This window comes from Branchiibius hedensis, assembly GCF_900108585.1.
Classification (GTDB): domain Bacteria; phylum Actinomycetota; class Actinomycetes; order Actinomycetales; family Dermatophilaceae; genus Branchiibius; species Branchiibius hedensis.
The window spans coordinates 786,574-813,284 of the sequence record NZ_UESZ01000001.1 but is presented as its reverse complement, the minus strand read 5'-3'; the positions used below and the strand labels follow the sequence as shown (position 1 = coordinate 813,284).

22 protein-coding genes and 1 pseudogene are annotated in these 26,711 nt (G+C 66.7%); 13 read left to right on the top strand and 10 right to left on the bottom strand.

All coding sequences use genetic code 11. The features are described 5' to 3' along the window. Positions 1-61: 61 nt before the first annotated feature. The gene (locus DR843_RS04025; RefSeq protein WP_245933979.1) at positions 62-1,618 is read left to right on the top strand and encodes a cytochrome P450; all 1,557 of its coding nucleotides are present in this window, start codon (positions 62-64) and stop codon (positions 1,616-1,618) included. Here the strand turns inward: DR843_RS04025 and serA are convergent. After that, positions 1,522-2,718, bottom strand: a complete 1,197-nt coding sequence (serA, locus tag DR843_RS04020) for a phosphoglycerate dehydrogenase (protein ID WP_109684216.1) — start codon at positions 2,716-2,718, stop codon at positions 1,522-1,524. The genes DR843_RS04025 and serA overlap by 97 nt on opposite strands. Positions 2,719-2,785: 67 nt before the next feature. On the opposite strand from serA, the gene DR843_RS04015 reads away from it, so the two are divergent. Together DR843_RS04015 and DR843_RS04010 are read left to right on the top strand one after the other, a co-directional pair. Then, positions 2,786-3,544: an SDR family oxidoreductase gene (locus DR843_RS04015; protein WP_109684215.1), complete on the top strand. Its 759-nt coding sequence runs from the start codon at positions 2,786-2,788 to the stop codon at positions 3,542-3,544. Positions 3,545-3,564: 20 nt separating this feature from the next. Continuing rightward, the gene (locus tag DR843_RS04010) at positions 3,565-4,536 is read left to right on the top strand and encodes an NADPH:quinone oxidoreductase family protein (RefSeq protein ID WP_109684214.1); all 972 of its coding nucleotides are present in this window, start codon (positions 3,565-3,567) and stop codon (positions 4,534-4,536) included. 21 nt (positions 4,537-4,557) lie between these two features. Here DR843_RS04010 and DR843_RS04005 read toward each other — a convergent pair whose 3' ends face one another. The 3 genes and pseudogenes from DR843_RS04005 to DR843_RS03995 form a co-directional block, all read right to left on the bottom strand. Further along, complete coding sequence (locus tag DR843_RS04005) at positions 4,558-4,881, bottom strand: DUF3349 domain-containing protein (RefSeq protein WP_109684213.1); 324 nt, start codon at positions 4,879-4,881, stop codon at positions 4,558-4,560. A 38-nt stretch (positions 4,882-4,919) separates the two neighbouring features. Beyond that, positions 4,920-5,204, bottom strand: a complete 285-nt coding sequence (locus DR843_RS04000; RefSeq protein ID WP_109684212.1) for a hypothetical protein — start codon at positions 5,202-5,204, stop codon at positions 4,920-4,922. 22 nt (positions 5,205-5,226) lie between these two features. Continuing rightward, positions 5,227-6,428: pseudogene (locus tag DR843_RS03995) on the bottom strand (anion permease). 210 nt (positions 6,429-6,638) lie between these two features. Between DR843_RS03995 and DR843_RS03990 the strand changes: the two are divergent. Both DR843_RS03990 and DR843_RS03985 read left to right on the top strand, forming a co-directional pair. Then, positions 6,639-7,277: a CPBP family intramembrane glutamic endopeptidase gene (locus tag DR843_RS03990; RefSeq protein WP_109684211.1), complete on the top strand. Its 639-nt coding sequence runs from the start codon at positions 6,639-6,641 to the stop codon at positions 7,275-7,277. Further along, the gene (locus DR843_RS03985; RefSeq protein ID WP_109684210.1) at positions 7,274-8,257 is read left to right on the top strand and encodes an NAD(P)H-binding protein; all 984 of its coding nucleotides are present in this window, start codon (positions 7,274-7,276) and stop codon (positions 8,255-8,257) included. Before DR843_RS03990 ends, DR843_RS03985 begins: the two co-directional genes overlap by 4 nt. Positions 8,258-8,337: 80 nt before the next feature. On the opposite strand, the gene DR843_RS03980 is transcribed toward DR843_RS03985, so the two are convergent. Together DR843_RS03980 and nrdR are read right to left on the bottom strand one after the other, a co-directional pair. Beyond that, entirely contained in the window at positions 8,338-11,265 is a 2,928-nt protein-coding gene (locus tag DR843_RS03980; protein ID WP_109684209.1) for a vitamin B12-dependent ribonucleotide reductase, read from the bottom strand. Positions 11,266-11,336: 71 nt separating this feature from the next. Further along, on the bottom strand, positions 11,337-11,891 hold the full coding sequence (gene nrdR, locus DR843_RS03975) for a transcriptional regulator NrdR (protein ID WP_109684208.1): 555 nt from the start codon (positions 11,889-11,891) through the stop codon (positions 11,337-11,339). Positions 11,892-12,276: 385 nt separating this feature from the next. Between nrdR and DR843_RS03970 the strand changes: the two genes are divergently transcribed. Next, complete coding sequence (locus DR843_RS03970; protein ID WP_109684207.1) at positions 12,277-14,439, top strand: malate synthase G; 2,163 nt, start codon at positions 12,277-12,279, stop codon at positions 14,437-14,439. A 17-nt stretch (positions 14,440-14,456) separates the two neighbouring features. Here the strand turns inward: DR843_RS03970 and DR843_RS03965 are convergent, their stop codons facing one another. Further along, positions 14,457-14,840, bottom strand: coding sequence for a peptidoglycan-binding protein (locus DR843_RS03965; protein ID WP_109684206.1), 384 nt, complete (start codon positions 14,838-14,840; stop codon positions 14,457-14,459). A 320-nt stretch (positions 14,841-15,160) separates the two neighbouring features. Here DR843_RS03965 and lexA point away from each other — a divergent pair, with 320 nt between their 5' ends. Then, a complete protein-coding gene (gene lexA / locus DR843_RS03960) occupies positions 15,161-15,901 on the top strand; it encodes a transcriptional repressor LexA (protein WP_109684205.1) in 741 nt (246 codons plus the stop codon). A gap of 3 nt (positions 15,902-15,904) precedes the next feature. Here the strand turns inward: lexA and DR843_RS03955 are convergent, their stop codons facing one another. Further along, on the bottom strand, positions 15,905-16,753 hold the full coding sequence (locus DR843_RS03955; protein WP_245933978.1) for an NAD-dependent protein deacetylase: 849 nt from the start codon (positions 16,751-16,753) through the stop codon (positions 15,905-15,907). Between the two features lie 119 nt (positions 16,754-16,872). Here DR843_RS03955 and DR843_RS03950 point away from each other — a divergent pair, with 119 nt between their 5' ends. The 6 genes from DR843_RS03950 to DR843_RS03925 all read left to right on the top strand — a co-directional run bounded on the left by DR843_RS03950 (position 16,873) and on the right by DR843_RS03925 (position 23,295). Continuing rightward, positions 16,873-17,802: a LysR family transcriptional regulator gene (locus tag DR843_RS03950; protein ID WP_109684203.1), complete on the top strand. Its 930-nt coding sequence runs from the start codon at positions 16,873-16,875 to the stop codon at positions 17,800-17,802. A 264-nt stretch (positions 17,803-18,066) separates the two neighbouring features. Further along, a complete protein-coding gene (locus DR843_RS03945) occupies positions 18,067-19,611 on the top strand; it encodes an ABC transporter substrate-binding protein (RefSeq protein WP_170119736.1) in 1,545 nt (514 codons plus the stop codon). 145 nt (positions 19,612-19,756) lie between these two features. Beyond that, positions 19,757-20,743, top strand: a complete 987-nt coding sequence (locus DR843_RS03940) for an ABC transporter permease (protein WP_245933977.1) — start codon at positions 19,757-19,759, stop codon at positions 20,741-20,743. Next, positions 20,740-21,669 carry an ABC transporter permease gene (locus DR843_RS03935; RefSeq protein ID WP_109684201.1) on the top strand — a complete coding sequence of 310 codons (930 nt, stop codon included), beginning with the start codon at positions 20,740-20,742 and terminating at the stop codon, positions 21,667-21,669. Before DR843_RS03940 ends, DR843_RS03935 begins: the two co-directional genes overlap by 4 nt. Further along, a complete protein-coding gene (locus DR843_RS03930) occupies positions 21,666-22,490 on the top strand; it encodes an ABC transporter ATP-binding protein (RefSeq protein WP_109684200.1) in 825 nt (274 codons plus the stop codon). The genes DR843_RS03935 and DR843_RS03930 overlap by 4 nt, the downstream gene beginning before the upstream one ends. Before the next feature lie 4 nt (positions 22,491-22,494). After that, the gene (locus DR843_RS03925; RefSeq protein ID WP_245933976.1) at positions 22,495-23,295 is read left to right on the top strand and encodes an ABC transporter ATP-binding protein; all 801 of its coding nucleotides are present in this window, start codon (positions 22,495-22,497) and stop codon (positions 23,293-23,295) included. A 12-nt stretch (positions 23,296-23,307) separates the two neighbouring features. On the opposite strand, the gene DR843_RS03920 is transcribed toward DR843_RS03925, so the two are convergent. After that, the gene (locus DR843_RS03920) at positions 23,308-25,722 is read right to left on the bottom strand and encodes a ComEC/Rec2 family competence protein (protein WP_109684199.1); all 2,415 of its coding nucleotides are present in this window, start codon (positions 25,720-25,722) and stop codon (positions 23,308-23,310) included. Then, complete coding sequence (locus DR843_RS20480) at positions 25,719-26,702, bottom strand: ComEA family DNA-binding protein (protein ID WP_245933975.1); 984 nt, start codon at positions 26,700-26,702, stop codon at positions 25,719-25,721. The genes DR843_RS03920 and DR843_RS20480 overlap by 4 nt, the downstream gene beginning before the upstream one ends. Between the last annotated feature and the right edge of the window lie 9 nt (positions 26,703-26,711).

The window sequence follows — 26,711 nt, the reverse complement described above, 5'->3', positions numbered from 1 at the left end:
CGATGTGACTGTGGTTACACTCCACTACACCTGTCGTAAACCAGCCTCCGGGAGCCAGCACGTGAGCAAACGACCGATGAACTTCGCGCAGGTCGACTTTCCGCATCCACCCCGTCGCCGGCCGGTGATCGGCGACTTCGGCACGATGATGCGGCGGCACCGCGGCCGCCCGGTGCAGCGCGCCGTGGAGGTCCTCGCCGACTTCACCGAGCCCGTCGTCGAGGTCAAACTCTTCAACGCCAAGCTGGTGCTGGTCCGCAGCGGTCTGGTCGGTGCGGAGTTGTGCGACGAGACCCGCTTCGAGAAGCGCCTCGCCCCCGGCCTGATCACCCTGCGCCAGTTGGCCGGCGACGGCCTGTTCACCGCGTTCAACGACGAACCCAACTGGCAGCTGGCGCACGACCTGCTGCGTCCGGCGTTCACCCGGCCCGCCATGCAGACCTACCACGGCACGATGCTGCAGGTCTGCCGCGAACTCACCGACACCTGGGACACGATCGAGGGGCCGGTCGACGTCTCCCCCTGGCTGACCAAGATGACCCTGGAAACCATTGGTCGTACGTCGTTCAGCACCGACTTCGGGTCGTTCACCAGTGAGCAGGTGCACCCGTTCGTGACCTCGATGGTGGACGCGCTGGCCGCGGCGCAACGGCGCGGTTTCCTCACCAGCGCTCCGCTGGCCAAGCTCTTCCTGCGCCGCAACCAGGCCACCCTTGACCGCAACCGCGAATACCTGGACACCGTGCTGGACGAGATCATCGCCGCCCGCGTGGCCTCCGGGGACCGTTCGGAGAGGGACCTGCTCGGTCTGATGCTGAACGCCGAGCACGAGGCGAGCGGGGAGAAACTGGATCTGCGCAACGTGCGCCACCAGATCCTCACCTTCCTGATCGCCGGTCACGAAACCACCTCTGGCGCACTGTCTTTCGCGCTCTATTACCTGGCGACCAACCCGCAGGTGCGCGCCCGGGCGCAGGCCGAGACCGATGAGATCCTGGGCGTCGATCCCGACGCCGAGCCGACCTTCGAGCAGATCGCCAAGTTCCGCTACATCCGCCGCGTGCTGGACGAAGCGCTGCGGTTGTGGCCGACGGCGCCGGGGTTCGTGCGCGGTGCGCGACAGGACACCATGCTGGCCGGTCAGTGGCCGATGACCACCAAGGACCAGTGCATGGTGCTGGCCGCCGCGATCCACCGGGATCCTGAGATCTGGCCGGAGCCGTCGCGGTTCGACCCCGAGCGCTTCACCCCAGCCGCGGTGAAGGCCCGTCCGGCCCACACCTACTTCCCGTTCGGGACCGGCGAACGCGCCTGTATCGGAAGGCAGTTCGCGCTGCACGAAGCCGTGCTGGTGCTCGCACGGCTGCTGCACCGCTATGAGTTCAGCGCCGACCCGCGCTACCGCTTGAAGGTGTCGGAGCGGCTCACCCTGATGCCGGAGGACTTCCGCCTAGCCCTCACGCGACGTACGCCGAGTGGCGGCTCCCAGCCCGCCGCAGACGGGGAGCCGGACCAGACTGCTCAGCCGTCGATGATGGCCAAGCGGATGGTCTCCGGCATCGCCAGCAACTCGGTCACGGCTGCTCGCGGCAACTCGGCGACATCGGTGACGCCGTAACCGATCTCGCCGGCGGTGTTCAGCGCCTGCCCCTCGATGTTGACCTCGTGCTTGGCCAGCAGGCTGTTCACCTTGCCCAGCACGCCGGGGACGTTCTGGTGCAGGTGCAGGATCCGCTTGCCACCGAAGCGCGGCGGTAGGGACAAGCCCGGCAGATTCACGTTCAACGTGGTCGTGCCGCGCTGCATGTAGTCGCGCAGCTTGCCCGCCACGAACCGGCCGATGTCCTCCTGCGCCTCCTCGGTCGAGCCACCCACGTGCGGGGTCAGCACGACGTTCGGGATGCCCTGCAGCGGGGACACGAAGGCGTCGCCGCGCTTCTTGGGCTCCTGCGGGAAGACGTCGACAGCGGCGCCGGCGATGTGCCCGGACAGCAGTGACTCACGCAACGCGTCGTAGTCGACGACGAAGCCACGCGAGAGATTCAGGAACAGCGAACGCGGCCGCATCTTGGCGAACTGCTCGGCACCGAAGAACCCGGCGTTGCCCTTGCGGTCGTCCACGTGCAGGGTCACCACCTCGGCGACCTCGAGCAACTCATCCAGGCTGCCGCACCGGGTGGCGTTGCCCAGCGCGAGCTTGTCGTCACTGTCGTAGAAGTAGACCTTCAGACCCAGCATCTCGGCGACGACGGACAACTGGCTGCCGATGTTGCCGTAGCCGACGATGCCCAGGGCGCGGCCGCGGATCTCGTGCGCCCCGGTGGCGTCCTTGTTCCAGACACCGTCATGCAGCGCCTTGTCCTTCTCGGTCAGGCGGCGGGCCATCACGATGATCTCGGCGATCGCCAACTCCACGACGCTGCGCGTGTTGGAGAACGGTGCGTTGAAGACGACCACTCCCCGTCCGGCAGCGTGCTTCTTGGCGATCTGGGTGGTGCCGATGCAGAAGGCGCCGATCGCATAGAGGTCGGGTGCGTTGTCCAACACCCGCTCGGTCACCTCGGTCTTGGATCGGATGCCGAGCAACTGGACGCCCTGCAGCGCCTCGATCAACTCGTCCTCATCGAGGGCACCGCCGCGGGTCTCCACCTCGAATCCGGCTTCCTTGAGGATGTGCTCGGCCAGCGGGTGCACGTTCTCCAACAGCAGCGCTTTCACATCCGCGATTGTCCCGCATGGTCGGCCCGGGCTGAGCCGGGGTCCGCTATCTGACTACGGTGCAGCTATGCCAACCCGCACGATCATCACCGGAGCAAGCTCCGGGCTCGGCGCCGAGATGGCCCGCCAGTTCGCCGCCAAGGGCCACGACCTGGCCCTCACCGCCCGCCGAACCGATCGCTTGGATCAGCTGCGTGAGGAGATCCTGGCCGCGCACCCGGGCCGCACAATCCTGGTGCGCGCGCTGGACGTCACGGACAACGACGACGTCTTCACGGCCACGACCGAGCTGACCGAAGAGCTGGGCGGTCTCGACCGATTCATCGTCAACGCCGGCCTGGGCAAGGGCGCACCGATCGGCACCGGCCGGTTTGACGCCAACCGGGAGACCGCGATGACCAACTTCGTTGCGGCGCTTGCGCAGATGGAAGCGGCGATGCAGGTCTTCCGGGAGCAGAAGACCGGACACCTGGTCGTGATCTCCTCGGTGTCCGCGTTGCGCGGGATGCGCCGGACCATGACGACGTACGCGGCGACGAAGGCGGGCGTCGCGGCGCTCGCCGAGGGGATCCGCTTAGAGGTCCTGGGCCGCCCCGAACTGGCCATCGACGTCTCGACCATCTACCCGGGTTACATCCGCTCGGAGATGAACGACAAGGTCGAGCAGGAGCAGAAGATGATGGTCGACACCCAGACCGGCGTGCGAGCGATGGTCGCCGCCATCGAGGCCCGCAAGGCCAAAGCGCTCGTACCGCCCTGGCCGTGGGTGCCGATCGGTGAAGTGATCAAACACGCGCCGCTGTCCGTGGTGCGCCGCCTGACCTGAGAACGACCGAGGAGAAGACCATGCGCGCCGTACACGTGACCCGTCTCGATGGCCCGGAGGCCGTGGAGATCGTCGACCTCCCGCAGCCCACCGCTGCCGAGGGGCAGGTCCTGATCAAGGTGGAGCGGGCCGGCGTCAGCTTCCCCGACCTGCTGTTGACCCGGGGCGAATATCAGATTCGACCCGACCTACCCTTCGTCCCCGGGGCGGAGGTCAGTGGCACCGTGGTGTCGGCCCCTGCGGACTCAGGGCTCACGACCGGGGATCGGGTCGCTGCGTTTCCCGGATTCGGTGGCTTCGCCGAGTTCGTCACGGCACCAACGGATTTCGTCTTCCCATTGCCAGGCAGCATGTCGTTCGACGTCGCTGCGGCGTTGCCGATGAATTACCTGACCTGTTTGTTCGCCCTGCTGGAGCGCGGCGGGCTGCAGCCCGGCGAGACGGTGCTGGTGCATGGCGCGGCCGGTGGTATCGGCACCGCGGCAATCCAGGTCGCCAAGGCCAGTGGCGCGAAGGTCATCGCGGTGACCTCGACGCCGCAGAAGGGTGAGGTCGCACGTGCCGCCGGTGCCGACGACGTGGTTCTGGCCGACGGGTTCCTCGCGGCCGTCAAGGACCTCACCGGCGGTCGCGGCGTCGACGTCGTCGTCGACCCGGTCGGTGGCGACCGCTTCACCGACTCGTTGCGGTCCCTGGCGACGCTCGGCCGGTTGCTGGTGATCGGCTTCACCGAGGGTGCGATCCCGCAGGTGAAGGTCAACCGGTTGCTGCTGAACAACATCTCAGTGGTGGGGGTCGGCTGGGGCGCGTACTGGGCCAGCCAGCCACACGTCGTACGTTCCCAATGGGACCAACTGATGCAGCTGGCTGGAACCGGGGCGATCGATCCCCCGATCGATCAAGTGGTGCCGTTGTCCGACGCGGGGACGGCCATCGGCCGGCTGGCCGCGCGCACCGTGACCGGCAAGCTGCTGCTCGACCCGGCGCGCTGACCGCCAGCGTCAGCGTCAACGTCAGCGGATCGGGCTCTTCTCATCGAAGGGCCAGCCGTGCTCGAGCAATCGCAGCTGCACCCGCTTGACGTCCTCGTCGGAGGGCAGTTCCTCGGTGTAGTGCGTGATCGCCACCTTGGTGTCGATCACGCTGATCGGCTCGTCGACGTCCGCGAGCGCGTTCTGTTGGATCAGCCGGGAGACGATCTGGTCGATCTCCTCATCGGTCAGCGACTCGTTGCGCAACAGCGCCAGGATCGGCGAGTAGTCCATCGGCGGGACCCCTTCGGGGTATCCCTGGCGCAGCCAGTGCAGGACCCGGGCCAACAGGGCGGGGCGTTCCATGTACGGTCCTCGTCTTCTGTAGGTCGAGTGGCGTGCGGTCAGTGGGCGCCGAAGATGTCGATGCCCAGGTAGTGATGCAGGCTCTTCTGGGTGATCCACAAGATGCCGACCGCCACGGCCGCGATGACGATTGCGAACGCGATCCAGGCGCCGACCTTGGCGACCGGATTGGGTCGGGCGACGGTGCCATCAGGCCGGATGTCACCTTCACCGGCCGATTGCAACCGGATGCCGACCGCGAAGATGGCCGGCAGGCCGGCACCGAAGATCAGTCCGGCAAGCAGCACCTTGAGGGCCGATTGTGCCATTTCTGCGAAGTCCATGACCGCTCCTTCCGGGTCTAATTCAGGCCGCGACGTGGGTCTCGGTGGCTGCTTCGTCGGGCAGCCCTTCCCAGTCGTCGTTGACGTTGGATGCGTCCACCTTCTGCTGCTGGCTGCGGCGGTAGATGTACCCCGCGGCCGCGATCAGAATGACGAAGACGGTGATCGCACCGGCGACGCCGCCGATCAGGTGGGCAATGAAGTAGGTGATCGCGCCGACGACAGCGGCGGCGGGGATGGTGGTCAGCCACGCGGCGACCATGCGGCCGGCGACACCCCAACGGACGGTGGCGCCGGCTTTCCCACACCGCTACCGAGGATCGACCCCGTCGCGACCTGGGTGGTCGACAGCGCCATGCCGAAGTGGCTGGAGGTGAGGATGATCGCGGCCGACGAAGCCTCGGCCGCCATACCCTGCGGGGATTCGATCTCGACCAGACCCTTGCCCAGCGTGCGGATGATCCGCCAACCACCCAGGTAGGTGCCGATCGCGATAGCCAGCCCGCAGGCGAAGATGATCCAGACCGGCAGCCCGTTGTCCTCGATCGACTGGGTCGTCAGGCTGCCGTGGGCGATCAGCGCCAGGGCGATGACACCCATCGTCTTCTGTGCGTCGCCGGTGCCGTGCGCCAGCGACACCAACGAGGCGCTACCGATCTGCCCGTAGCGGAAACCCTTGTCCTTGCGGTCTGTTCGCACGCAGTTGGTGATCCGGTAGATGATCCAGGTGCCGATCGCGGCAACCGCTCCGGCGATGAACGGCGACAGGAACGCCGGGATGATGACCTTGGCCACCAGACCGTTCCAGTTGATCCCGGCGGTGCCGATCGCGGCCAAGCCGGACCCGATGAGACCACCGAACAGCGCGTGCGAGGAACTGGAGGGCAGACCCAGCAGCCAGGTCGTCAGATTCCACAGGATTCCGCCGACCAGCCCGGCGAAGATGATGATCATCGCCTTCTCTGCGCTGAGCCCTTCGATCAGAGCCCCGCTCTTGGTCTGGATTTTCAGCACGTCCTTGGTGATCGTGGCGGCCACTTCGACCGACAGAAACGCACCGACGAGGTTCAACACCGCCGAAATCGCCACGGCCACCTTGGGTTTGAGCGCCCCGGTCGCGATGGAGGTCGCCATCGCGTTGCCGGTGTCGTGGAAGCCGTTGGTGAAGTCGAACGCCAGTGCCGTCACAACGACCAGCAGGAGAATGAAGAATTCTGCGCTCACGCGACTAAGTGTGCGGTGTCGTGAGTGATTACGTCCACCTGAACTGCGCGATTCATAGGCCTCTGACCAGCGCAAATACCGGTCCCCCGGAATGTTCACCGATTGTTCACCGGGCGCGCGCCACGCCGGGTTGTGGCGTGGGTCTCATCCGTCGGAGCGTGCCGCCCGTCGGTCGATGTCACCTAGTCTCCGCACAGGAGGTTCTTCCTGTTGTCGCATCCCTTGCACACGCGTGCCGCTGCGGTGTGTCTGGCCGCCCTGGTTCTCGGCACCGTGCTGCTGCATGAGTCGTTGACCAGCGAGCCGGGCCGTGGCGGCTTCTACCCGGCGTCTGTCGCGTTGGCCGTCACGTGGGCCGGCGGCGCGTTCCTGGCCGGTGGCATGCCCCGTGACCTATCGACGTACGCCGATCGCCCGGCCTGGGTGCCCGGCCTCGCCCTGGGCGCGGGACTGGTCGCGATCTTCACCCTCGGCGGTTTCGTCGTCGGACTCGTCCCGGCCATCAACGCCGCGATCCGGGACGTGCTGGCGTACTCCGCTCGCGGATCGTTCCTCGCCGTGCTGGTCATTGCGATCGGCACCGGCGCCTGCGAGGAGTTGTTCTTCCGCGGAGCACTCTTCTCCCTGCTGGAAGGGCGGCAGCCCGTCGTCGCCACGACGGCGATCTACACCCTGGTCACGTGCGCCACCGGGAACGTGATGTTGGTCTTCGCGGCCGCACTGCTCGGGGGCCTGACCGCCCGCCAACGCCAGATCACCGGCACGGTGCTGGCGCCCATCCTGACCCACGGCCTGTGGTCGCTGGGAATGGTCCTGATCCTGCCCCACGTACTGGAGATGACGTCATGAGCACAGAACCACTGAACGTCCTGGTCACGGGAGTGACCGGCTACCTCGGTTCGCGACTGGTGGTGCCGCTGCTCGAGGCGGGCCATCGGGTGCGCGTCCTGACCCGCGACGGCAGCAAACTCGACGGTCTGCCGTGGGCCGGGCAGGTCGAGGTGAGCGAAGGCGACGCGAACGATCCCGACACCTGCCGGGCGGCATTGGCGGACATCGATGTGGCGTACTACCTGCTGCACTCGATGGACGGTGGCGGCGACCTGTCGCAGCGCGACCACGAGATGGCACAGACTTTCGCCGATGCGGCCGCGGATCAGGAGGTCGGGCGGATCGTCTACCTCGGCGGGTTGCACCCCGACGACGAGGAACTGTCCGAGCACCTGGCCTCGCGGGTGGATGTCGGCAAGGTCTTCCTGGACTCCCCCGTACCGGCCGCCGTGCTGCAGGCGGCGATCCTGATCGGTGCCGCGTCGGCGTCGTTCGAGATGATGCGGCACCTGACCGATCGGCTGCCGGCGATGATCACGCCACGCTGGGTCAACAGCCGCATCCAGCCCATCGGCATCGACGACGCGTTGTACTACCTGGTGGGTGCGGCAACCCTGCCGCCGGAGGTCAACCGGACCTTCGACATCGGCGGCCCGGACGTGTTGACCTACCTGCAGATGATGCAGGGCTACGCGAAGGTCTCCGGCCATCATCAGCGGCTGATCTTCGTGATGCCGTTCCTGACCCCGGGGTTGGCCAGTCACTGGATCGGTCTGGTCACGCCGGTGCCGACGGGCGTCGCCAAACCGCTGATCGGTAGCCTCGTCCACGACGTCGTCTGTCAGGAGACCGACCTGCTCGAGCGGCTCGGGGCACCCCCCGGTGGACCCATCCCGTATCGCGAAGCGGTACGGCGGGCCATCACTCCCGCTCCCCCGGACCAGTCGCCGCCACCGGCCGCGAGCCTGTGGCCCAGCGATCCGGACTGGGCGGGCTGACCCGCGCTCCCGGATCACGAAGAACGGGCCCCGCAGCGACGATTCGCCACGAGGCCCGCCCTTGTTCGGGTGGTGCAGCCTCAGCTGCAGCCGGAGGTGCTGCCGCAGCCTTCGCAGACGTAGCAGGAACCGGCGGGACGCATCTTGGTCCCGCAGGTCATGCAGATCGGTGCGTCAGCAGCCTTGCCCTGGAACTTCTCCATCAACTCCGCGGAGGAATGCACCTCGACGTCGGCGGGTCGCACATCCGCCGCGCCGGAACCGGAGGTGATCTGCACGGCCCCCACCGTTTCGCTGGCGGCTGACGTGTCCTCAGCCTTCTCCTCGGTCTTCTCCTCGGCCTTGGCCGGGACCTGCGCCGGGGACTGAGAGTAGGACTCCAACTCCTCGGCCACGTCGTCGTCCTGCTCGGTGTAGGAACCGGTCTCCAACTGCCGGGCCCGCTCGGCCGCGGTGTGGATGCCCATGAAGGAGCGGGTGTCGAAGTCCAGGTGATCAAGGGCCAGGCGCCGGAAGACGTAGTCCATGATCGACTGCGCCATCCGCACGTCCGGGTCGTCGGTCATTCCGGCCGGCTCGAAGCGCAGGTTGGTGAACTTCTCCACGTAGGTCTCCAGCGGCACGCCGTACTGCAAACCGATCGACACCGCGATCGAGAAGGCGTCCATCACGCCGGCCAGGGTCGAACCCTGCTTGCCGAACTTCAGGAAGATCTCCCCGAGCTGGCCGTCGTCGTACGCGCTGGCGGTGAGGTAGCCCTCGGCGCCACCGACCGCGAACGAGGTGGTCTGCGAGGGGCGACGCTTGGGCAGACGCCGCCGCACCGGCCGGTACTCGATGACCTTCTCCACGACCGGCTCAGCAGCAGCTGCCGCGTCCTTGGCCGCGTCCTTCGCGGTCGACCCGCCATCCGACAGCGGCTGGCCGACCTTGCAGTTGTCGCGGTAGACCGCCAGCGCCTTCAACCCGAGCTTCCAACCCTGCAGGTGCACGTCGGCGATGTCCTCGACCGTCGCCGTCTCCGGCAGGTTCACCGTCTTGGAGATCGCACCGGACAGGAACGGCTGGCAGGCCGCCATCATCCGCACGTGACCCAGCGGGCTGATCGAGCGGGCACCCATGGCGGTGTCGAAGATCTCGTAGTGCTCCGGCTTGAGGCCGGGCGCGTCGATGACGTGACCCTTCTCGGCGATGTGGGCGACGATCGCTTCGATCTGCTCGTCCTGGTAGCCCAGCTTCTTCAGCGCCCGCGGGATCGTCTGGTTGACGATCTGCATCGAGCCGCCGCCGACCAGCTTCTTGAACTTCACCAGGGAGAAGTCCGGCTCGATGCCGGTGGTGTCGCAGTCCATCATGAAGCCGATGGTCCCGGTCGGTGCGAGTACGGAGGCCTGCGCGTTGCGGTAGCCGTTCTTGGCTCCGACCTCCACGACGTCCTTCCACGCCTTGGTGGCGTAGCGGTGGATCTCGGTGTCCATCGTGTCGAGGGTGCGCACCTCGTCGTTGGCGGCCTGGTGCTTGCGCATCACCCGCTGGTGGGCCTCGGCGTTGCGGGCGTAGCCGTTGTACGGCCCGACGATGCCGGCCAGCTCCGCGGAGCGCTTGTAGGCGGCACCGGTCAGCAGCGAGGTGATCGCCGCGGCCAGCGCCCGGCCGCCGTCGGAGTCGTAGCCGTGGCCGGTGGCCATCAGCAGCGCGCCCAGGTTGGCGTAGCCGATTCCCAGCTGACGGTAGTCACGGGTCGTCTGGCCGATCGCCTCGGTCGGGAAGTCGGCGAAGCAGATCGAGATGTCCATCGCGGTGATGACCAACTCGGCGACCTTCTGGAAGGCGGCAACGTCGAAGGTGTCGTCATCGCGCAGGAACTTCAGCAGGTTCAGCGACGCCAGGTTGCACGAGGAGTTGTCCAGCGACATGTACTCCGAGCACGGGTTGGATGCGGTGATCCGGCCGCTTTCGGGGTTGGTGTGCCAGGCGTTGATGGTGTCGTCGTACTGGACGCCCGGGTCGGCGCACTCCCACGCCGCCTTGTTGATCTTGTCGAACAACTCACGGGCGTCGACCTCTTCGATGATCTCGCCGGTGCCGCGGGCGCGCAGGCCGAACGGCTTGCCCTCCTCGACGGCGCGCATGAACTCATCGCTGACCCGGACGCTGTTGTTGGCGTTCTGGTATTGGACAGAAGTGATGTCTTTGCCACCGAGGTCCATGTCGAACCCGGCGTCCCGCAACGCACGGATCTTGTCCTCTTCGCGCGCCTTGGTCTCGATGAACTCCTCGATGTCGGGGTGGTCCACATCGAGCACGACCATCTTGGCCGCGCGGCGGGTGGCGCCACCGGACTTGATCGTGCCTGCGGACGCGTCGGCGCCGCGCATGAAGGAGACCGGACCACTGGCCGTACCGCCGCTGGACAACAACTCCTTGGAGGAGCGGATCCGCGAGAGGTTCAGGCCGGCCCCGGAGCCGCCCTTGAAGATGAAACCTTCCTCGCGGTACCAGTTCAGGATCGAGTCCATCGAGTCGTCCACCGACAGGATGAAGCACGCCGAAACCTGCTGCGGCGCTTTGGTTCCCACGTTGAACCACACCGGCGAGTTGAAGCTGAACACCTGGTGCAACAGGGTCCAGGTCAATTCGTGCTCGAAGATCTCCGCGTCCTCGTCGGTCGCGAAGTAGCCGTTGTCCTTGCCCGCCTTGGCGTAGGTCAGCACCACGCGGTCGATGAGCTGCTTGAGGCTGGACTCGCGCTCCGCAGTGCCAAGGGCGCCGCGGAAGTACTTGGTCGTGACGATGGTCGACGCGTTGACCGACCAGAAGTCCGGGAACTCCACCCCGCGCTGCTCGAAGATCGTCTCCCCGCTCTTCCAGTTGGTCTGGACGACATCGCGCCGCTCCCAGGTCACCTCGTCATAGGGGTGCACACCGGGGGTGGTGTAGATGCGCTCGATGGTCAGACCGGCGTTCTTGCGGCGCTGACCCGAGCGGGCGTTGGTGGTCTGTGACATGGACCTTGTCCTCCGTGGGGTGACTGAACTGGACAGAACGGGTGGTGCGGGGTGGTGCGGATGTCTGGTGTCTATCGGGGTGATGGAGCGCGCGGTGAGGGTGCGGGGTCGTTGCCAGCGTCTCGCGCGGCACCGACAACCTCATCGGGCCCGGGTTCACCGACTGGTTGATCGGTCTGCTCCCGCTCGGCGCGCAGCAGCACGATCGCGTCCTCGAAGTCCTGCAGATCCTCGAACGCCTGGTAGACCGAGGCGAACCGCAGGTAGGCGACCTCGTCCAGCGAGCGCAGCGGCGCGAGAATCTCCAGACCCACGTCGTGAGCATCGATCTCGGCCAAACCCTGCGAGCGGATACCTTCTTCGACCTGCTGGGCCAACAGCGCCAACTGGTCCTCGGTCACCGGGCGTCCCTGACAGGCTTTTCGGACCCCGGAGGTCACCTTGTCGCGGCTGAACGGCTCGCTCGCGCCGGATCGTTTGATCACCGTGAGGCTGGCGGTCTCCACGGTGCTGAAGCGTCGGCCGCAATCCGGGCACTGGCGACGACGGCGGATAGAGGTGCCGTCGTCACTGGTGCGGCTGTCCACGACGCGGGAGTCCTCGTGCCGACAGAACGGGCAATACATGGCTGCTCAGCGGCTCCTTTCCCGGTCCTGGTCACACGTTGTTCAACACCGCACGGCGCCCCCGCATGCCCGCCGCTGTGGAAAACCTTGTGGATCTGCGGTGGGTAACCGGTGGACTACCGACGGTCGGGTGTGAACTACATGTGGATGAATGACATCGGTGTAACTACTAGATGTAGGGATCGTACGACGCTGAGGCCGAGCGCGCAATACCTCGCCGGCCTGCCGCGCAGCTGCCGCGAGGACCCGTCGCTGAGCAGCGCAGATACCTCCTGCCGGCGGGCGCCGGCACCGGCGCAGGAGCAGGATCGGTGGGCCCCGGACCAGTCGGTAACCTAGGGACAGCACGGGGCCAGCCACTAACGCATCACACGAGGTGAAATTCATGTCCGACCGAGTGAACGTCGACGGTCTGCAGATCGAGACGGTGCTCTACGACTTCATCAACGACGAGGCGCTGCCTGGAACCGGGATCGCGCCGGATGCTTTCTGGTCGGGCGCCGCGAAGGTCATCAGCGACCTCGCGCCGCGCAACCGCGAACTGCTCGCCATCCGCGACACCTTGCAGCAGCAGATCGACGAATATCACCGCCAGCACCCCACGTTGGACGCCGCTGACTACCAGGAGTTCCTGACCCGCATCGGCTACCTGGTGCCGACGCCGGAGGACTTCCAGGTCACCACGACCGGCGTCGACTCCGAGATCGCCGACACCGCGGGTCCGCAACTGGTGGTGCCCGTGCTCAACGCCCGCTTCGCCATCAACGCTGCCAACGCCCGGTGGGGCTCGCTGTACGACGCCCTGTACGGCACCGACGCCATCCCCGAGACCGACGGGGCGCAGAAAGGGTCCTCCTACAACACGGTCCGCGGCGCGAAGGTCATCGCCTTCGCCAAGGACTTCTTGGACCGCGCTGTCCCGCTGAAGGATGCCTCGTACACCGACGTCACCGCATTCGCCGTCGTCGATGGCGCATTGCAGGTCACGACCACCTCGGGCACGACCGGACTGGCTGACCCCTCGGAGTTCGCCGGGTACACCGGCGACGCGGCCGCGCCGACCTCGATTCTGTTGCGGCACAACGGCCTTCACCTGGACATCGAGATCGACCCGACATCGCCGATCGGTGCCACGGACCCGGCCGGAATCAAGGACGTCGTCGTGGAGTCCGCGATCACCACGATCATGGACTTCGAGGACTCCGTGGCTGCGGTCGACGCCGAGGACAAGGTGCTGGGCTACCGCAACTGGCTTGGCCTGAACAAGGGCGACCTCGCTGAGCGGATCGAGAAGAACGGCAAGACCTTCACCCGCGTCCTGAATCCCAACCGCGAGTACACCGCGCCCGACGGCTCCACCTTCGATCTGCACGGCCGGTCGCTGCTCTTCGTGCGCAACGTCGGGCACCTGATGACCAATGACGCGGTGCTGGACGCCGACGGCAACGAAGTGCCCGAGGGCATCCTGGACGCGCTGTTCACCTCGTTGATCGGCATCCACGGACTGTCGGCCGATGGCCTGCAGAACTCCCGGACCGGCTCGATCTACATCGTCAAGCCCAAGATGCACGGTCCGGACGAGGTCGCCTTCGCGGTTGAGTTGTTCGAGCGGGTCGAGCAGGTGCTCGGCCTCCCACCGCGGACGCTGAAGGTTGGCATCATGGATGAGGAGCGCCGTACCACGGTCAACCTCAAGGCGTGTATCAATGCCGCCGCAGACCGGGTGGTCTTCATCAACACCGGCTTCCTGGACCGGACCGGCGATGAGATCCACACCTCGATGCTCGCCGGACCGATGGTGCGCAAGGGCGAGATGAAGAGTCAGACCTGGATCACGGCGTACGAGGACTTCAACGTCGACACCGGCCTGGCAGCGGGCCTGCCGCACAAGGCGCAGATCGGCAAGGGTATGTGGGCGATGCCGGATCTGATGCACGACATGCTCCAGCAGAAGATCGCCCATCCCAAGTCCGGTGCCACGACCGCCTGGGTGCCCTCCCCCACCGCGGCGACCCTGCACGCGCTGCACTACCACCAGGTCGACGTGTTCGCCGTCCAGGAGGATCTGGCCGGGCAGACGCGGGCTACCGTCGAGGAGATTCTCACCGTTCCATTGGCGAGCGATCCCACCTGGAGCCAGCAGGAGCGGCAGGAGGAGATCGACAACAACTGCCAGTCGATCCTGGGCTACGTGGTCCGCTGGATCGACCACGGCGTCGGCTGCTCCAAGGTCCCCGACATCCACGACGTCGCACTCATGGAGGACCGTGCGACGCTGCGGATTTCTAGCCAGTTGCTGGCGAACTGGCTGCAGCACGGCGTGATCAGCGAGGACCAGGTCATCGACTCGCTCAAGCGGATGGCCGTCGTGGTGGACCAGCAGAACGCCGCGGATCGCGACTATCGGCCGATGGCGCCGGATTTCGAGACCAACATCGCGTGGTTGGCCGCTCGCGACTTGATCCTGCTCGGCGCCCAGCAGCCCTCGGGGTACACCGAACCGCTGCTGCACGCCCGGCGACGCGAGTTCAAGGCGGCGAACGCCTGACCGGACCGACTCGCAGGTCAGCGCGGGATCAGCAACGTCTGACCCGCGCTGACCTGGAGCGAGTTGAGGTCGTTGGCCAGCTGGACGCGCACGACCGCCTCCTGCACCGGCAACTGCGGCAGCGCGTGGTGCGCAACCTCAGACAGTGTCTGACCCGACTGCACGACCACCGAGCTGGGCCCCGTGGGGGCGGGGGCAACGGCGTGCGCGATGAGCATGCCGCAGGCAACGGTCACGGCCACGACAATCACGCCGATGGCCAGGTAGCCGCGCCGGGTCAGCCGCAGGTGAGCGGCGGGCCGCGCGACGCCGGTCGGCGACGCCGGCAGATCCGGAACCAGTCGAAGGTCGGGACGGCGCGCGGGACGGGCGACGGGGACGAGAACGGGGACTGCGCTCATGGCTTCCTCCTGACACGGTGCGGTTCGACCTGCGGGTGAACCAGTGACACCTGTGGAAATCGAACAGGCGTTCGATTTCACTTCGATACGATGTATAGCACGCTTGTTCGAAGACAGGCAAGGTTCGATCGTGGGTTCGTTGACCATTTCGGCACCACTGTCCCGGCGACACGCGTCGTACACATGTTTGGAACTCGTGTGCGAACGCCCTAGCCTGAATCCCACGGCCGTTGTCTTCATGGACACAGCACACCAGCGACCACCGACAACATCGCTCGCCGCGTCATTCGGCGGGTTTCGCAGATAGGGAGACGGACCTGATGGGCAAGATCCACGAGATGCCGGAGCGACGCGACGGCCGCGGGCTGACGACGCGGCAGCGCAAGGTGCTTGAAGTGATCCGCAGTTCGGTCCAGCGGCGCGGGTATCCGCCGAGTCTGCGGGAGATCGGTGAGGCGGTCGGCTTGACCAGCCCTAGTTCAGTGGCCCACCAGTTGTCCATGCTCGAGCGACTCGGCTACATCCGCCGGGACCCGAATCTGCCCCGCGCCATCGAGGTTCTTCCGCTCGATGACGCCCCGGGCAAACGGCGGCGCAAGGCGGCGGCGGACGGCGCACGGACCGCCTCAGACGACACAACAGACGGCACTGCGTACGACGAGACGGGAGTCGGCGACGAACGCCCCGCCGCGTCGTACGTCCCCGTGGTGGGCCGGATCGCTGCTGGTGGCCCGATCCTCGCCGAGCAGCTTGTCGAAGACGTCTTCCCGCTGCCCAAGCAGTTGGTCGGCGAAGGGGACTTGTTCCTGCTGAAGGTCGTCGGCGACTCCATGGTCGACGCCGCGATCTGCGACGGGGACTGGGTCGTGGTCCGTCAACAGCAGACCGCCGACAACGGTGACATCGTGGCAGCGATGCTGGACAGCGAAGCCACGGTCAAGACGTTCAAGCGCACCGCCGACAAGGTGTGGTTGCTGCCACACAACGAGCAGTACTCGCCGATCGACGGCACGGACGCGACGATCCTGGGCAAGGTGACGGCGGTCCTGCGGCGGATCTGACGCTCAGGCGTTGATCGGGTCGCCAACGGCCTTCACCAACTCGACCAGCGAAGGGCCCAACGGTGCGTCGAGTTTGGCGGTGAGTTCGGCGTCGCCGCGGGTCCAACCATGCGTGATCGCCAGCACCGGGATACCCAGGGCGGCGGCCCGCCGGACGAAGCGGTACCCGGACATCACGGCAAGTGAGGAGCCAAGAACCAGGAGGGAACGGGAGTTTTCGACGGCCTCGAAGCAGTCCTGCACCAGCGGGCGCGGCACCGACTCGCCGAACATCACCACGTCGGGTTTGAGCAGGTCCGAACCACACGCAGCGCAATGCGCGACCTTGAAGGCGCGCACCTCCTCGTCATCCAGTGCCACATCACCGTCGGGTCGCAAGGCGGCGTCGGCGGATCGGTCGAAACCCGGGTTCAGGACCTCGAAACAGGCGTCGATGAGTTCCCGCGGGAAGCGCTGACCGCAGGCCATACACACGACCCGGTCGAGGTTTCCGTGCAACTCGACGACATCGCGGGCGCCTGCTCGTTGGTGCAGGCCATCGACATTCTGGGTGATGACCGTGCCGACCAGGCCCGCGCGTTGCAGTTGGGTGACCGCTTCATGTCCGACGTTCGGTCGCGCTGCGGCGAAGCGTGGCCACCCCACGTAGGAGCGGGCCCAATACCGTTGCCGCGCCTGCGGAGTCGCCAACAACTCAGCCGCTGTCATCGGCTGGATGCGTCGTTCCCCCGCTGCCGTGCGGTAGTCCGGGATTCCGGACTCGGTCGACAGGCCCGCACCCGACAGGACGGTCACCCCGCCGGCCGCTACCGCGCTCGCAATCGCTTCCCTGGCGACGGATGGATCGGTCACCTCTCCAGTGTCACACCTCTCCCGCAGCCGTTCGCCACCACCGGAGCCGGTCATTACCGAAATCGCGAACCATCGCGATCGACATAACCAAGACTTATGAGTTGCGTTATCATGGAGCCATGATCGATGCCGCCGGCCTGCGGGTGATCCGCGCCATCTCCGAAGAAGGCAGTTTCACCGCTGCCGCCGCGTCCCTGGGCTACTCCCAGCCCGCCATCTCGCAGATGGTGCGCCGCCTCGAGGAGCGCACCGGGACGGTGCTGGTGGAGCGGCTGGGTCGCAATGTCCGATTGACCGAGGCCGGCGCCGTTCTGGCCCGGCACGCCGGTCCCGTGCTGGCTGCCCTCGAGGCGGCCGAGTCGGAGGTCGCAGCGATCGCCGGACTGCGGGCGGGGCGGGTGCGCCTGATGGCGTTCCCCTCGGCGTCCTCCACGATGGTCCCCCGCGCACTTGCCCTGGTGAAGCAGCGCTTCCCGGACATCCAGGTGACCTTTGCCGAGGCCGAGCCACCGGAATCCTTGGCCGCCCTACGGGCCGGTGAGTGCGACGTCGCCGTGGCGTTCGCCTACGAAGGCACCGATCTGGGCCGCGGTGAGGACGATATGGAGCCGTTCGAGGTCATCAAGCTCCTGGATGAGCAGGTGAAAATCGCGCTGCCCCGAGATCACCGGTTCGCCTCCGCAGCCGAAGTCAACCTGGCCGACCTGGCGGACGAACCGTGGATCGCCGGTTGCCCACGATGTCGTGGTCACCTCCTGGCGCTGGCCGCCACCGCAGGATTCAGCCCGGACGTCGCCTTCCAGACCGAGGACAACGTCGCGGTGTCCGGTCTGATCGCCGAAGGTCTGGGCGTCGCCCTGATGCCGGACCTGATCTCCCACTCCATCAGCAACCCCGGGATCGTCACCGTTCCGATCGCGCAGTCCTCCCGTCGCGCGGTCTATGCCGTCACCACCCCCGATCTGCAGCGGGTGCCCGCCGTGGCCGCCACGCTCAATGCGCTGACGGAGGCCGCCCAGTCCGTCGCCCTCGTTCCCCAGGCGGGCTGAGCACTCACCGGCTGGTGCGCACGACGCGCGGGCAGAGCAACCAAACCCGTCGTGGCGCAGGGGTATTCGCGCTACAACGGCGCACCTCAGTACTCGCCGTCGGCCACGCCCAGAGAATGTTTACACAAACTACACATGTGGATCCGTACGCGATCCAAGCCCACCCCTAAGCTCGTCTCCACTGGCAACTGCGGCGACGACGACGGGTCGCGCCCGCCGTGATGGAGAGGGTCAACCATGGGAACTCCCAGGGCAATCGGGGTTGTGGCAACCGTTGTTTTCGGGCTCACGCTCGCGGCGTGCAGCGACGGCACCGCCGGAGGCGGAAGCACGGGCGACAGCAACAACAGCGCCAGCACCCTGGTGGTTGACAACTCCTTCGACCTGAAGACCTCCGACCCGGCGCGGGCCTTCGAGCTGACCGGCAGCCTGGTCGATCACCAGATCTACCAGACCGCAATCGGATTCGACGGTGCGAGCGTCAAGAAGATCGTGCCGGTGTTGTGCACCTACAGCGTGTCTGACGACAACAAAGTCCTCACCCTGAAGATGAACGGCAAGCACGTGTTCTCCAACGGGGATCCGGTCACCGCGGACGACATCGTCTACTCCTACCAGCGGGTCCAGGGCATCGAAGGCAACCCGTCCTTCCTGCTGGACGGGGTCACCGTGAAGAAGGTTGACGACAACACCATCACGCTGACGTCGGCGAGCCCGAACCCGCAACTGCCCTACATCCTGCCCAACCCGTCCTTGGGCATCGTGGACAGCAAGATCGTCAAGCAAAACGGCGGCACGACCGACACCAATGACAAGGCCGAGGCCTACCTGAACAAGACCTCCGCAGGCTCAGGCCCGTACATGCTCTCCAGTTACGACGTGACCTCGAAGGTGGTGCTTACCGCTAACCCGCATTACACAGGCACCAAGCCGCACTACTCCCGGGTCGTCATCGAGAACGTGCAGCCCGCGACAGCGAAGGCGAACCTGCAAGCCGGTGCGGCACAGATCGCCACGTCGCTCGATCCGACCCAGGCGTCGGGGATGGACTCGGGAAAGACGAAGGTGCAGCAGGGGGAATCGACGATCACGATCTTCTCCTGGTTCAACATGAACCCGTCGGTGGGCGGCCCGGTCAGCAACGTGAAGTTCATTCAGGCGGTCCGGCACGCCATTGACTACGACGCGGTGCTCAAGGTCGCCGGCTCGGGCGCGGTACAGCCGGGCAGCTTGGTTCCGAACAGTTTCCTGGGTGCTCTCAAGTCCGACAGTGCGAATTCGTTCGACCTCAACCAGGCAAAGACCTTGCTCAAGGACTCCGGGTACTCCGGCCAGCAGATCAACATGTTGTACCCCTCGGATGTTGGCTACAACCTGGCCAACGTCGCGCAGGTGGTGCAGTCCAACCTCCAAGCAGCCGGCATCAACGTGAAGCTCAATCCCCAGCCGAGCGCAACGGCATTAACCGCTTTCCGCTCCGGTAAGCAACAGGCCGGCATCGCCTACTGGGGCGCGGACTACCCCGATCCCGCGGACTACCTGGTCTTCACCCCTGGCCAGAGTCTGGCCAAGCGTGCCCAGTGGACCTCAGCCCAAGCACCTGACGACGCGAAGTTGGCCACGGCAGCGGAATCAGCCGTCGGTGACTCGGCCCGGGATGCGGCCTACCAGGCGCTGTGGAAGCAGATGAATATCGACGGTCCGTTCGTCCCGCTGTTCCTGCCGCCCAACCTGTTGGTGGTGTCCTCCAGCCTGAAGAACGTGGCCGACAACCCGGTCACCGGGATCGACCTTGCCGGAATCTCCTGAGCCTCTCACCGCACTGAGAGACGACGAACTCTCACCGCAGGGGCCGGACCCGCTGCCCGATCAGGCCGCGCAGCGGGTCCGAGTCTCCGGCTGGCGAGCGTTTCTCGGGCGGCACCCTCTCGGCAGATACATCGCCCTCCGTCTCGTGATCAGTGCGGTACTGATCCTCGGGGTGACCCTCGTGACGTTCGTGCTGACCAATCTGGTGCCTGCCGACCCAGCCGCTGCCGCACTTGGTGAGATGGCGGCATCCGACCCGAAAGTGGTTGCCGAGTTCAAACACACCTACGGCCTGGACCAGCCGCTGCCCAAGCAGTACCTGATGTACCTGCAACGGCTGGCCCACTTCAACTTCGGCGTCTCTTCCCAGACCCACAACGCGGTGGCCACCGACTTGGGTAATGCGATCCCCGCGACGGTCGAACTGGCGATGTCGGCGCTCGTCGTCTCGACGATTCTCGCGCTGATCGTCGCGCTGTACGCCGCGATGCGCCACCGAGGATTCTTCGACCAGGTCGCCCGCACCCTGTCCCTCGTAGGAATCTCCATCCCCACCTTCTGGCTGGCCCTGGTGATGTATTACTTGTTCTTCGTCAAACTGGACTGGCTGCCGGGTTCTGGACGGCTGGACAATCAGTACAACCCGCCGCCGCACGTCACCGGGCTCTACACGGTCGACGCAACGCTCGCCGGGCAGTGGGCGGTCCTGGGCTCGGCCCTCGCGCATCTCATCATGCCCGCCACCGTCCTGATCCTTTACTGCATGGGGTTGTTGACCCGCTTCTGCCGGACGGCCATTCTGGACGTGTTGGGCAATGACTACATCACCGCCGCCCGGGCCAAAGGACTTCCCTCCCGTACGGTCACGCGACGTTACGTGCTGCGCGCTGCATTGCTGCCCATTCTCACGATGGTGGGTCTCACCTTCGGTTCTCTGCTGTCCGGTTCGGTCCTGACCGAGACGGTGTTCGCATGGAACGGCCTCGGGCAGTACGCCTACAAATCGGCCACCACTCTCGATCTGAACGCGGTGATGGGAGTAGGGGTCGTCGTCGGCGTCTTCTACGTACTCATCAACCTGGTGGTGGACCTTCTGTACGGTTTCATCGATCCGCGGGTGAGGACGCAATGACCGTCTCCGCGAACCCCAGCCCGGCGCAGGGCAGCGCGGGCAACGAGTCACCCGACGACGTCGCACGGCGGGCTGTCCGGCGTCGGCCGCGGGTGCCCCGAACCCTGCGCCAACCATTGACTATCGTCGGGGCGGCGATCGTCCTCTTCTGGCTCGTCGTGGTCATCTTCGGTCCGTGGCTGGAACCTTTCGACCCGCTGGCGCCCAGCGCCGACGTACTGCAGGCACCGTCGGCCGAGCACTGGATGGGTACCGACGCCCTTGGCCGTGACGTCCTCTCGCGGCTGATTGCAGGCGCGCGCGTGACCCTGCCCCTGTCCGTGCTGCTGGTCCTGCTGTCCATGGTGCTGGGTGGGACGCTCGGTGCCATCGCCGGCTACTTCGGAAAGGTGGTCGACGAGGTCATCATGCGGATCGCCGACCTGGTGTTCGCGTTTCCGACGATCATCCTGGCAATGGTGGTCACTGCCGCGCTCGGACCGGGGTTGCGTAACGCCGTCCTCGCCGTGCTGGTGGTGAGCTGGCCGATGTACGCCCGCATCACCCGATCAATGGTGCTCGGAGCCAAGAACAACGAGTACGTCGTCGCTAGTCGACTCCTTGGGACCAGTTCCCTTCGATCGCTGACGCGGGACATCCTGCCGAACATCGTCGCGCCGATCGGTGTCCTGGCGACGATGGACTTCGGCACAGCCGTCCTGCTCCTGTCCGGTTTGTCCTTCCTCGGTCTCGGCAGCGTCCCGCCGACGCCCGAGTGGGGCGCGATGGTCAGCGACGGCGTCCAGAACTTCCAGCAGTGGTGGTTGGCCACCTTCCCGGGCCTCGCGATCTTCTCGATCGTGATCGCCTTCAACTTCCTCGGCGACGCGTTGCGGGATGCTCTGGACCCGCGCACCCGGCGCAACGTTGGGGGGCGGGCGGTGTGACCGACAGTTCTGAGGGTCTGCAGATCGAAGCGCTGAGCCTGTCGATCGACGGCGTACCGATCTTGAAGAACGTCGACCTGATCGCACCACCTGCAACCGTCACCGGCCTTGCCGGCGAATCCGGGTCGGGCAAGACGATGACAGGGATGACCGTTCTCGGTCTGCAACCCTCGCGGGCCTCGACCTCGGGCTCGATCCGTTTCGAGGGCCAGCAGTTGCTCGGACTCCGCTCGAAAGACCTCAACCGGCTGCGTGGTCACCGGATCAGCATGATTTTCCAGGACCCGACCGCATCGCTGCATCCCATGCTGTCGATCGGACAGCAGCTGACGGACCATCAGCGCTACCACCTAGGCGTAAGTAAACGAGAGGCGTTGTCGCGCGCCGGCGACCTCCTGCAGCGGGTGCAGGTTCCGGATCCCGAAGCAGCACTGGACAAGTACGTCCACCAGTTCTCCGGCGGTCAACTCCAGCGGATCTGCATCGCTAGCGCCCTGGCCTGCGACCCCCGGATGCTCATCGCCGACGAACCCACGACGGCGCTCGACGTCACGGTTCAAGCGGGAATTCTGCGTCTCCTGCGCCAGGTTTGCGACGACCTCAAGATCGGGATCGTCCTGATCACCCACGACCTGGGAGTCATGTCAGCCCTGGCCGACACCATCACGGTCATGCGTAATGGTTCGGTGGTGGAGCACGGCACCCGTCAACAGGTGATCACCGATCCGCAGGATGACTACACCCGGTCCCTGATCGATGCCCTGCCGGACCGGATCGAAGCGGCGAACCAGGATACCGCCGGGGAGGGTCAGAATGGTTGACGGCGTGGCACAACGGCCAACCCTGCATGCGCGAGACGTCTCGGTGACCTACAAGCTCGGCATGGGCAAACGACTGACCGCCGTCGACGGGGTCTCCTTCGATGTCGAGCCAGGCGCAGTCGTGGGCCTGGTGGGCGAGTCCGGGTGCGGCAAGTCCACCCTCGCCCGGGCGATCTGCGGTCTGGAGCCGCTGAGCGGCGGAGCCATCGACTTCGGCGGCGAACCGGTCACTCGTCTTGGATTCGCGCGACGCCCGCGGCCGCTACTTCGGATCCAGATGGTCTTCCAGAACCCGTACGCCTCGCTCAATCCGCGCCGGACGGTTCGTGCGCAACTGGAGGACAGTCGTCGTATCCACCCCGGCTCCGCCCCGACGGTCGCCCAGTTGCTGGACCAAGTCGATCTGCCGGCGTCCGCTGCCGATCGGTATCCGCATGAATTCTCCGGCGGCCAACGTCAGCGGGTGGCGATCGCCCGGGCCGTCGCCACCGGTCCCGACCTGCTCATCGGTGATGAACCCATCGCCTCTCTTGACGCTTCACTGCAAGCCAGGATCGCGACCCTCATGCAGACGGTCGCCCGCGAGACCGGCTCGTCTCTGCTCTTCATCAGCCATGACCTGGCTGTCGTTCGCCTCATCGCGGACCGGGTTCTGGTGATGTACCAGGGCAAGGTCGTCGAATCTGGACCTACCGAGCAGGTGTGGAACCATCCCGCGCAGCCCTATACCCGCCGACTGCTGGCCGCGATCCCGGTCGCCGACGGGCTGGGCCGACTGCCCGAGGTCCTACCCCTCGACGGCTGACCTCGTGAGCACTCACCGGCTGGTGCGCACCTGCACCGCACCCGACGTACCCGACACGATCACATCACCGCCCAGGTCCGTGCGGAACACCGCCGAGCCGACCGACCGAAGCAGATCCAGCGTCGCCGGCGCTGGGTGCCCGTAATCGTTGCCCGCTCCGACACTGATGACCGAGACGCTGGGGCGCACCGCATCGACCAGGGCTGGCAACTGATTCCTCGAACCGTGATGGGCCACTTTGAGTACGTCGAACTGGGGCTGACCTTCTGCGCTCAACTCCCCGAGAACCGCTGTGTCCGCTTCTCGTTCAAGGTCTCCGGTCATCAGCAGCCGCAGCCCGTGAGCGCGCAGATCCAACGTCACGCTCGCGTTGTTCTGAACCGATCCAGCATCGATCGTGCGCGCCGGCCACAGCACGCTGGCGACCACATCTGGCGCCCACGTCAGGACGTCTCCGGTACGCACCGTGCGGATCGCAACCCCGGCCGCAGCAGCCACTGAGCGCACCTGTGGCTCCCGACTAGGCTCCTCCTCCGTGCCCGCCCCGCCAGCCGTATCGACGGGAGTCGTGACGATCTCGCGGACCGCTCGGCCGCGGAGCACACCGGCGAGTCCGTCCACGTGGTCGGCATGGAAGTGGGTCAACACCACGGTCTCGACCCTGCTCACTGCCAACCGTCGTAGGCAGCCGTCAATCGCGTCCGGATCAGGTCCGGTATCGATCACCACGGCCCGCCCGTCCCCGAGGTTGATGACACCGCCATCTCCTTGACCGACATCACAGGCCACGTAAACCCATTGCGGTGGAACGTCATTCGATCCGGGGACCGGCACCAGCAGCGCGAGGACGACAACGACCGCCGCAGCGGGGGCGCCCGGATGACGGCGACATCTCTCGATGACCCACGGCCCGCTGAGCAGTGCGGCCAGCGTCAGCGCCGCCAGCAGAAGGGCGCCCGGTGCGCCGGCCGGCCACGGTAGTGAACCGCCGGGGACCCGAGCGAACGTGTGCGCGATCCACGCGATCGCCTCAGCCGGAATTGCCGCCGCGTGCGCGGGTAGCCATGCCGCGACCGACCCGAAGGGAGCACACACCACCGTCGCAACCCCAGCCAGGGTGGTCGGCGCGACCAACGGCGCGGCCAGGAGGTTTGCCGGTACGCCGACGATGCTCACCGAGGACTGCAGCAGGACGATCACCGGGCCGCACACCGCTTGTGCCGCCAGCGGGATCGCGACGGCGTCGGCCACTGGATGCAGCCGCGCCGGCAGTCGGTCCGCCAGGGCGGCACCCCACGGCCGGGCGAAGAAGATCAACCCCGCAGTAGCCAGGACGGACAGCGCGAAACCGAACGAGCCGGCCAGCCAGGGATCGAAGACCAGCAGTACGACGACTGCGGCCCCCAGCGCCGCCGGGCCCGCGCGCCGACCACTCCAGGTCATTGCCAGCCCGGCGATCGCTCCCATGACGCCTGCTCGCAGCACACTCGGCTCCGGACGACACAGCAGGACGAACAGTCCCAGTCCGAGCAGTACACAAGGCATCCGGCACCGGGCGCGGACCCGCAGCCATCCCGCAACCCAGGTGATGGCCATCATCACGAACACCACGTTCGACCCGGACACAGCATTGAGATGGGTCATCCCGGTCGCGCGCATGTCGGCCGACAGCTGCGGACTGATCCTGCTGGTGTCTCCGATGACCATCGCAGGGACCAGCCCGGCAGCATCACCCGGTAACCGGGCGGTCACCTCGCGAAGATCGGACCGCAGCTGCTCCACAGCCTGCGTCAGCGGACCCGGCCGGGCCAGAACCTGCGGGGCACCGCTGGCGGAGCCGAGTGCGACCACATCGTCGGCGGTACTGTCAGGTGGCTTCAGCCGCATGCGAAATCGCAGCGTCTCGTGCCAGGTGACGCCACTCCACCTGTCATCGGCGAAGACGAGCACCGGTGACCTCACCTCGCTGCGTCGCCCATCGAGAGTCACCTGCGTGCACTCGACGCGCACCAGCAGCAGGGTGCGACCGGCGGCCCCGGCGATGGGTCGCGGATCGCTTTGCACGACACCGTCCACGCTGACCACCCGATGTGACTGGGCGGCAGCGGGAATCGGGCCCGCACTCCTGGTGATCCGTTGGCATCCGGTGACGAACACGAGGCACGTGACCACGGACCCGACCAGCATCAGCGCCTGCCACCGGCGGACCACCGAGGCGCGTGACTCTCTGGTCATGACCTCCTCACGTCCGCCGCACCTGACCCGCCACGCGCCGATCGCCACCGCAAGCACTCCCCCGCCGGCCAGGGCGACGACCCCGAGGGACGGCAACCGCAGCGCGACGAGAACGCTGACCCACCCGACCCCAGCCGCCAGCAGCAGCCGTAGGTCGTGTGACGTCTGCCGGTGCTCGGCCTGCCTGCTCACACGTGGACCAGCGGCCGCAGCTGCTCCATCAACTTGGCGCCGATGCCGCTGACCTCATCCAATTGGTCGACACTACGGAACGGACCATTGGCCTCGCGGTACGCCACGATCCGGGCCGCGAGCACCGGACCCACCCCGGGCAGGGTGTCCAGCGCCGTTGCGTCCGCGGCGTTCAGATCCACCGGACTGGCCGACGCCGAAGCACCGGTGGCCGTCGAGGCAGCGGGCCCGGGAGCCGTCGTCACCTCCTGCCCCGGGCGGGGAACCACGATCTGCTCGCCGTCCTGCACGTGCCGCGCGAGATTGACCCGGGTCAGGTCGGCGCTGGCCAGCAAGCCGCCGGCGGCGCGCACCACGTCCTGCACTCGAGCACCTGCAGACACCGTGACCACGCCCGGCCTGCCGACCTGGCCGAGCACATGCACCTCGATCCGGGCAGCGACACTGCTGGTCGCCAGACCACCTCCCGATGACGTTGCCCGCGAGGAGGTTTCACCGGTCACCATCGGCTGGGCGGAACGACCTGACGTCGCCACCGGCGCGCTGAAGGTCTGCGGCTGGCTGTGGGCCCGCGCCAGCAATGCGCGCGTCGCGAACAACGACATCGCCACCAACGCCACTACGACAACACCCAACACTGCCCACCGACCGGGGCCGACCCGCGCCTGCCGAAACGCAACCGGGATTCTGATCAGCGGTGGAGACTCGGCCGAGGCCGCCGCCCGGCGCGCGGCGCGGCTGACGGGCAGCGTCGAGCGAGTGAGGGGTGGTGAGGGCTCGGGGGCGGCTGGATCGGCGTACCGCCATTGGTCCGGAGGTGGTAGGTCAGGACGCGGTCCGCGGCGCCGGGCGCTCCGAACCGCCCGGCGGGCAGGCTCGCGCTCGGGTGGCTCCGGTAGCCAGCCGGGCACTCGCCGGACCGCCTCCAACTCCGCCAACGCAGCCGCCAGCCGGTCGGGTTCGGGGTCGCGCGCAGACATAGCTGCGAC

Excerpts from the sequence above, each read along its gene's own strand:
- nrdR (WP_109684208.1), bottom strand. The coding sequence starts at position 11,891 with ATGTATTGCCCGTTCTGTCGGCACGAGGACTCCCGCGTCGTGGACAGC.
- DR843_RS03935 (WP_109684201.1), top strand. The coding sequence starts at position 20,740 with ATGACCGTCTCCGCGAACCCCAGCCCGGCGCAGGGCAGCGCGGGCAAC.
- DR843_RS04010 (WP_109684214.1), top strand. The coding sequence starts at position 3,565 with ATGCGCGCCGTACACGTGACCCGTCTCGATGGCCCGGAGGCCGTGGAG.
- DR843_RS03965 (WP_109684206.1), bottom strand. The coding sequence starts at position 14,840 with ATGAGCGCAGTCCCCGTTCTCGTCCCCGTCGCCCGTCCCGCGCGCCGT.
- DR843_RS04000 (WP_109684212.1), bottom strand. The coding sequence starts at position 5,204 with ATGGACTTCGCAGAAATGGCACAATCGGCCCTCAAGGTGCTGCTTGCC.
- lexA (WP_109684205.1), top strand. The coding sequence starts at position 15,161 with ATGGGCAAGATCCACGAGATGCCGGAGCGACGCGACGGCCGCGGGCTG.
- DR843_RS04005 (WP_109684213.1), bottom strand. The coding sequence starts at position 4,881 with ATGGAACGCCCCGCCCTGTTGGCCCGGGTCCTGCACTGGCTGCGCCAG.
- DR843_RS03980 (WP_109684209.1), bottom strand. The coding sequence starts at position 11,265 with ATGTCACAGACCACCAACGCCCGCTCGGGTCAGCGCCGCAAGAACGCC.
- DR843_RS04015 (WP_109684215.1), top strand. The coding sequence starts at position 2,786 with ATGCCAACCCGCACGATCATCACCGGAGCAAGCTCCGGGCTCGGCGCC.
- DR843_RS03985 (WP_109684210.1), top strand. The coding sequence starts at position 7,274 with ATGAGCACAGAACCACTGAACGTCCTGGTCACGGGAGTGACCGGCTAC.
- DR843_RS20480 (WP_245933975.1), bottom strand. The coding sequence starts at position 26,702 with ATGTCTGCGCGCGACCCCGAACCCGACCGGCTGGCGGCTGCGTTGGCG.
- DR843_RS03970 (WP_109684207.1), top strand. The coding sequence starts at position 12,277 with ATGTCCGACCGAGTGAACGTCGACGGTCTGCAGATCGAGACGGTGCTC.
- DR843_RS03950 (WP_109684203.1), top strand. The coding sequence starts at position 16,873 with ATGATCGATGCCGCCGGCCTGCGGGTGATCCGCGCCATCTCCGAAGAA.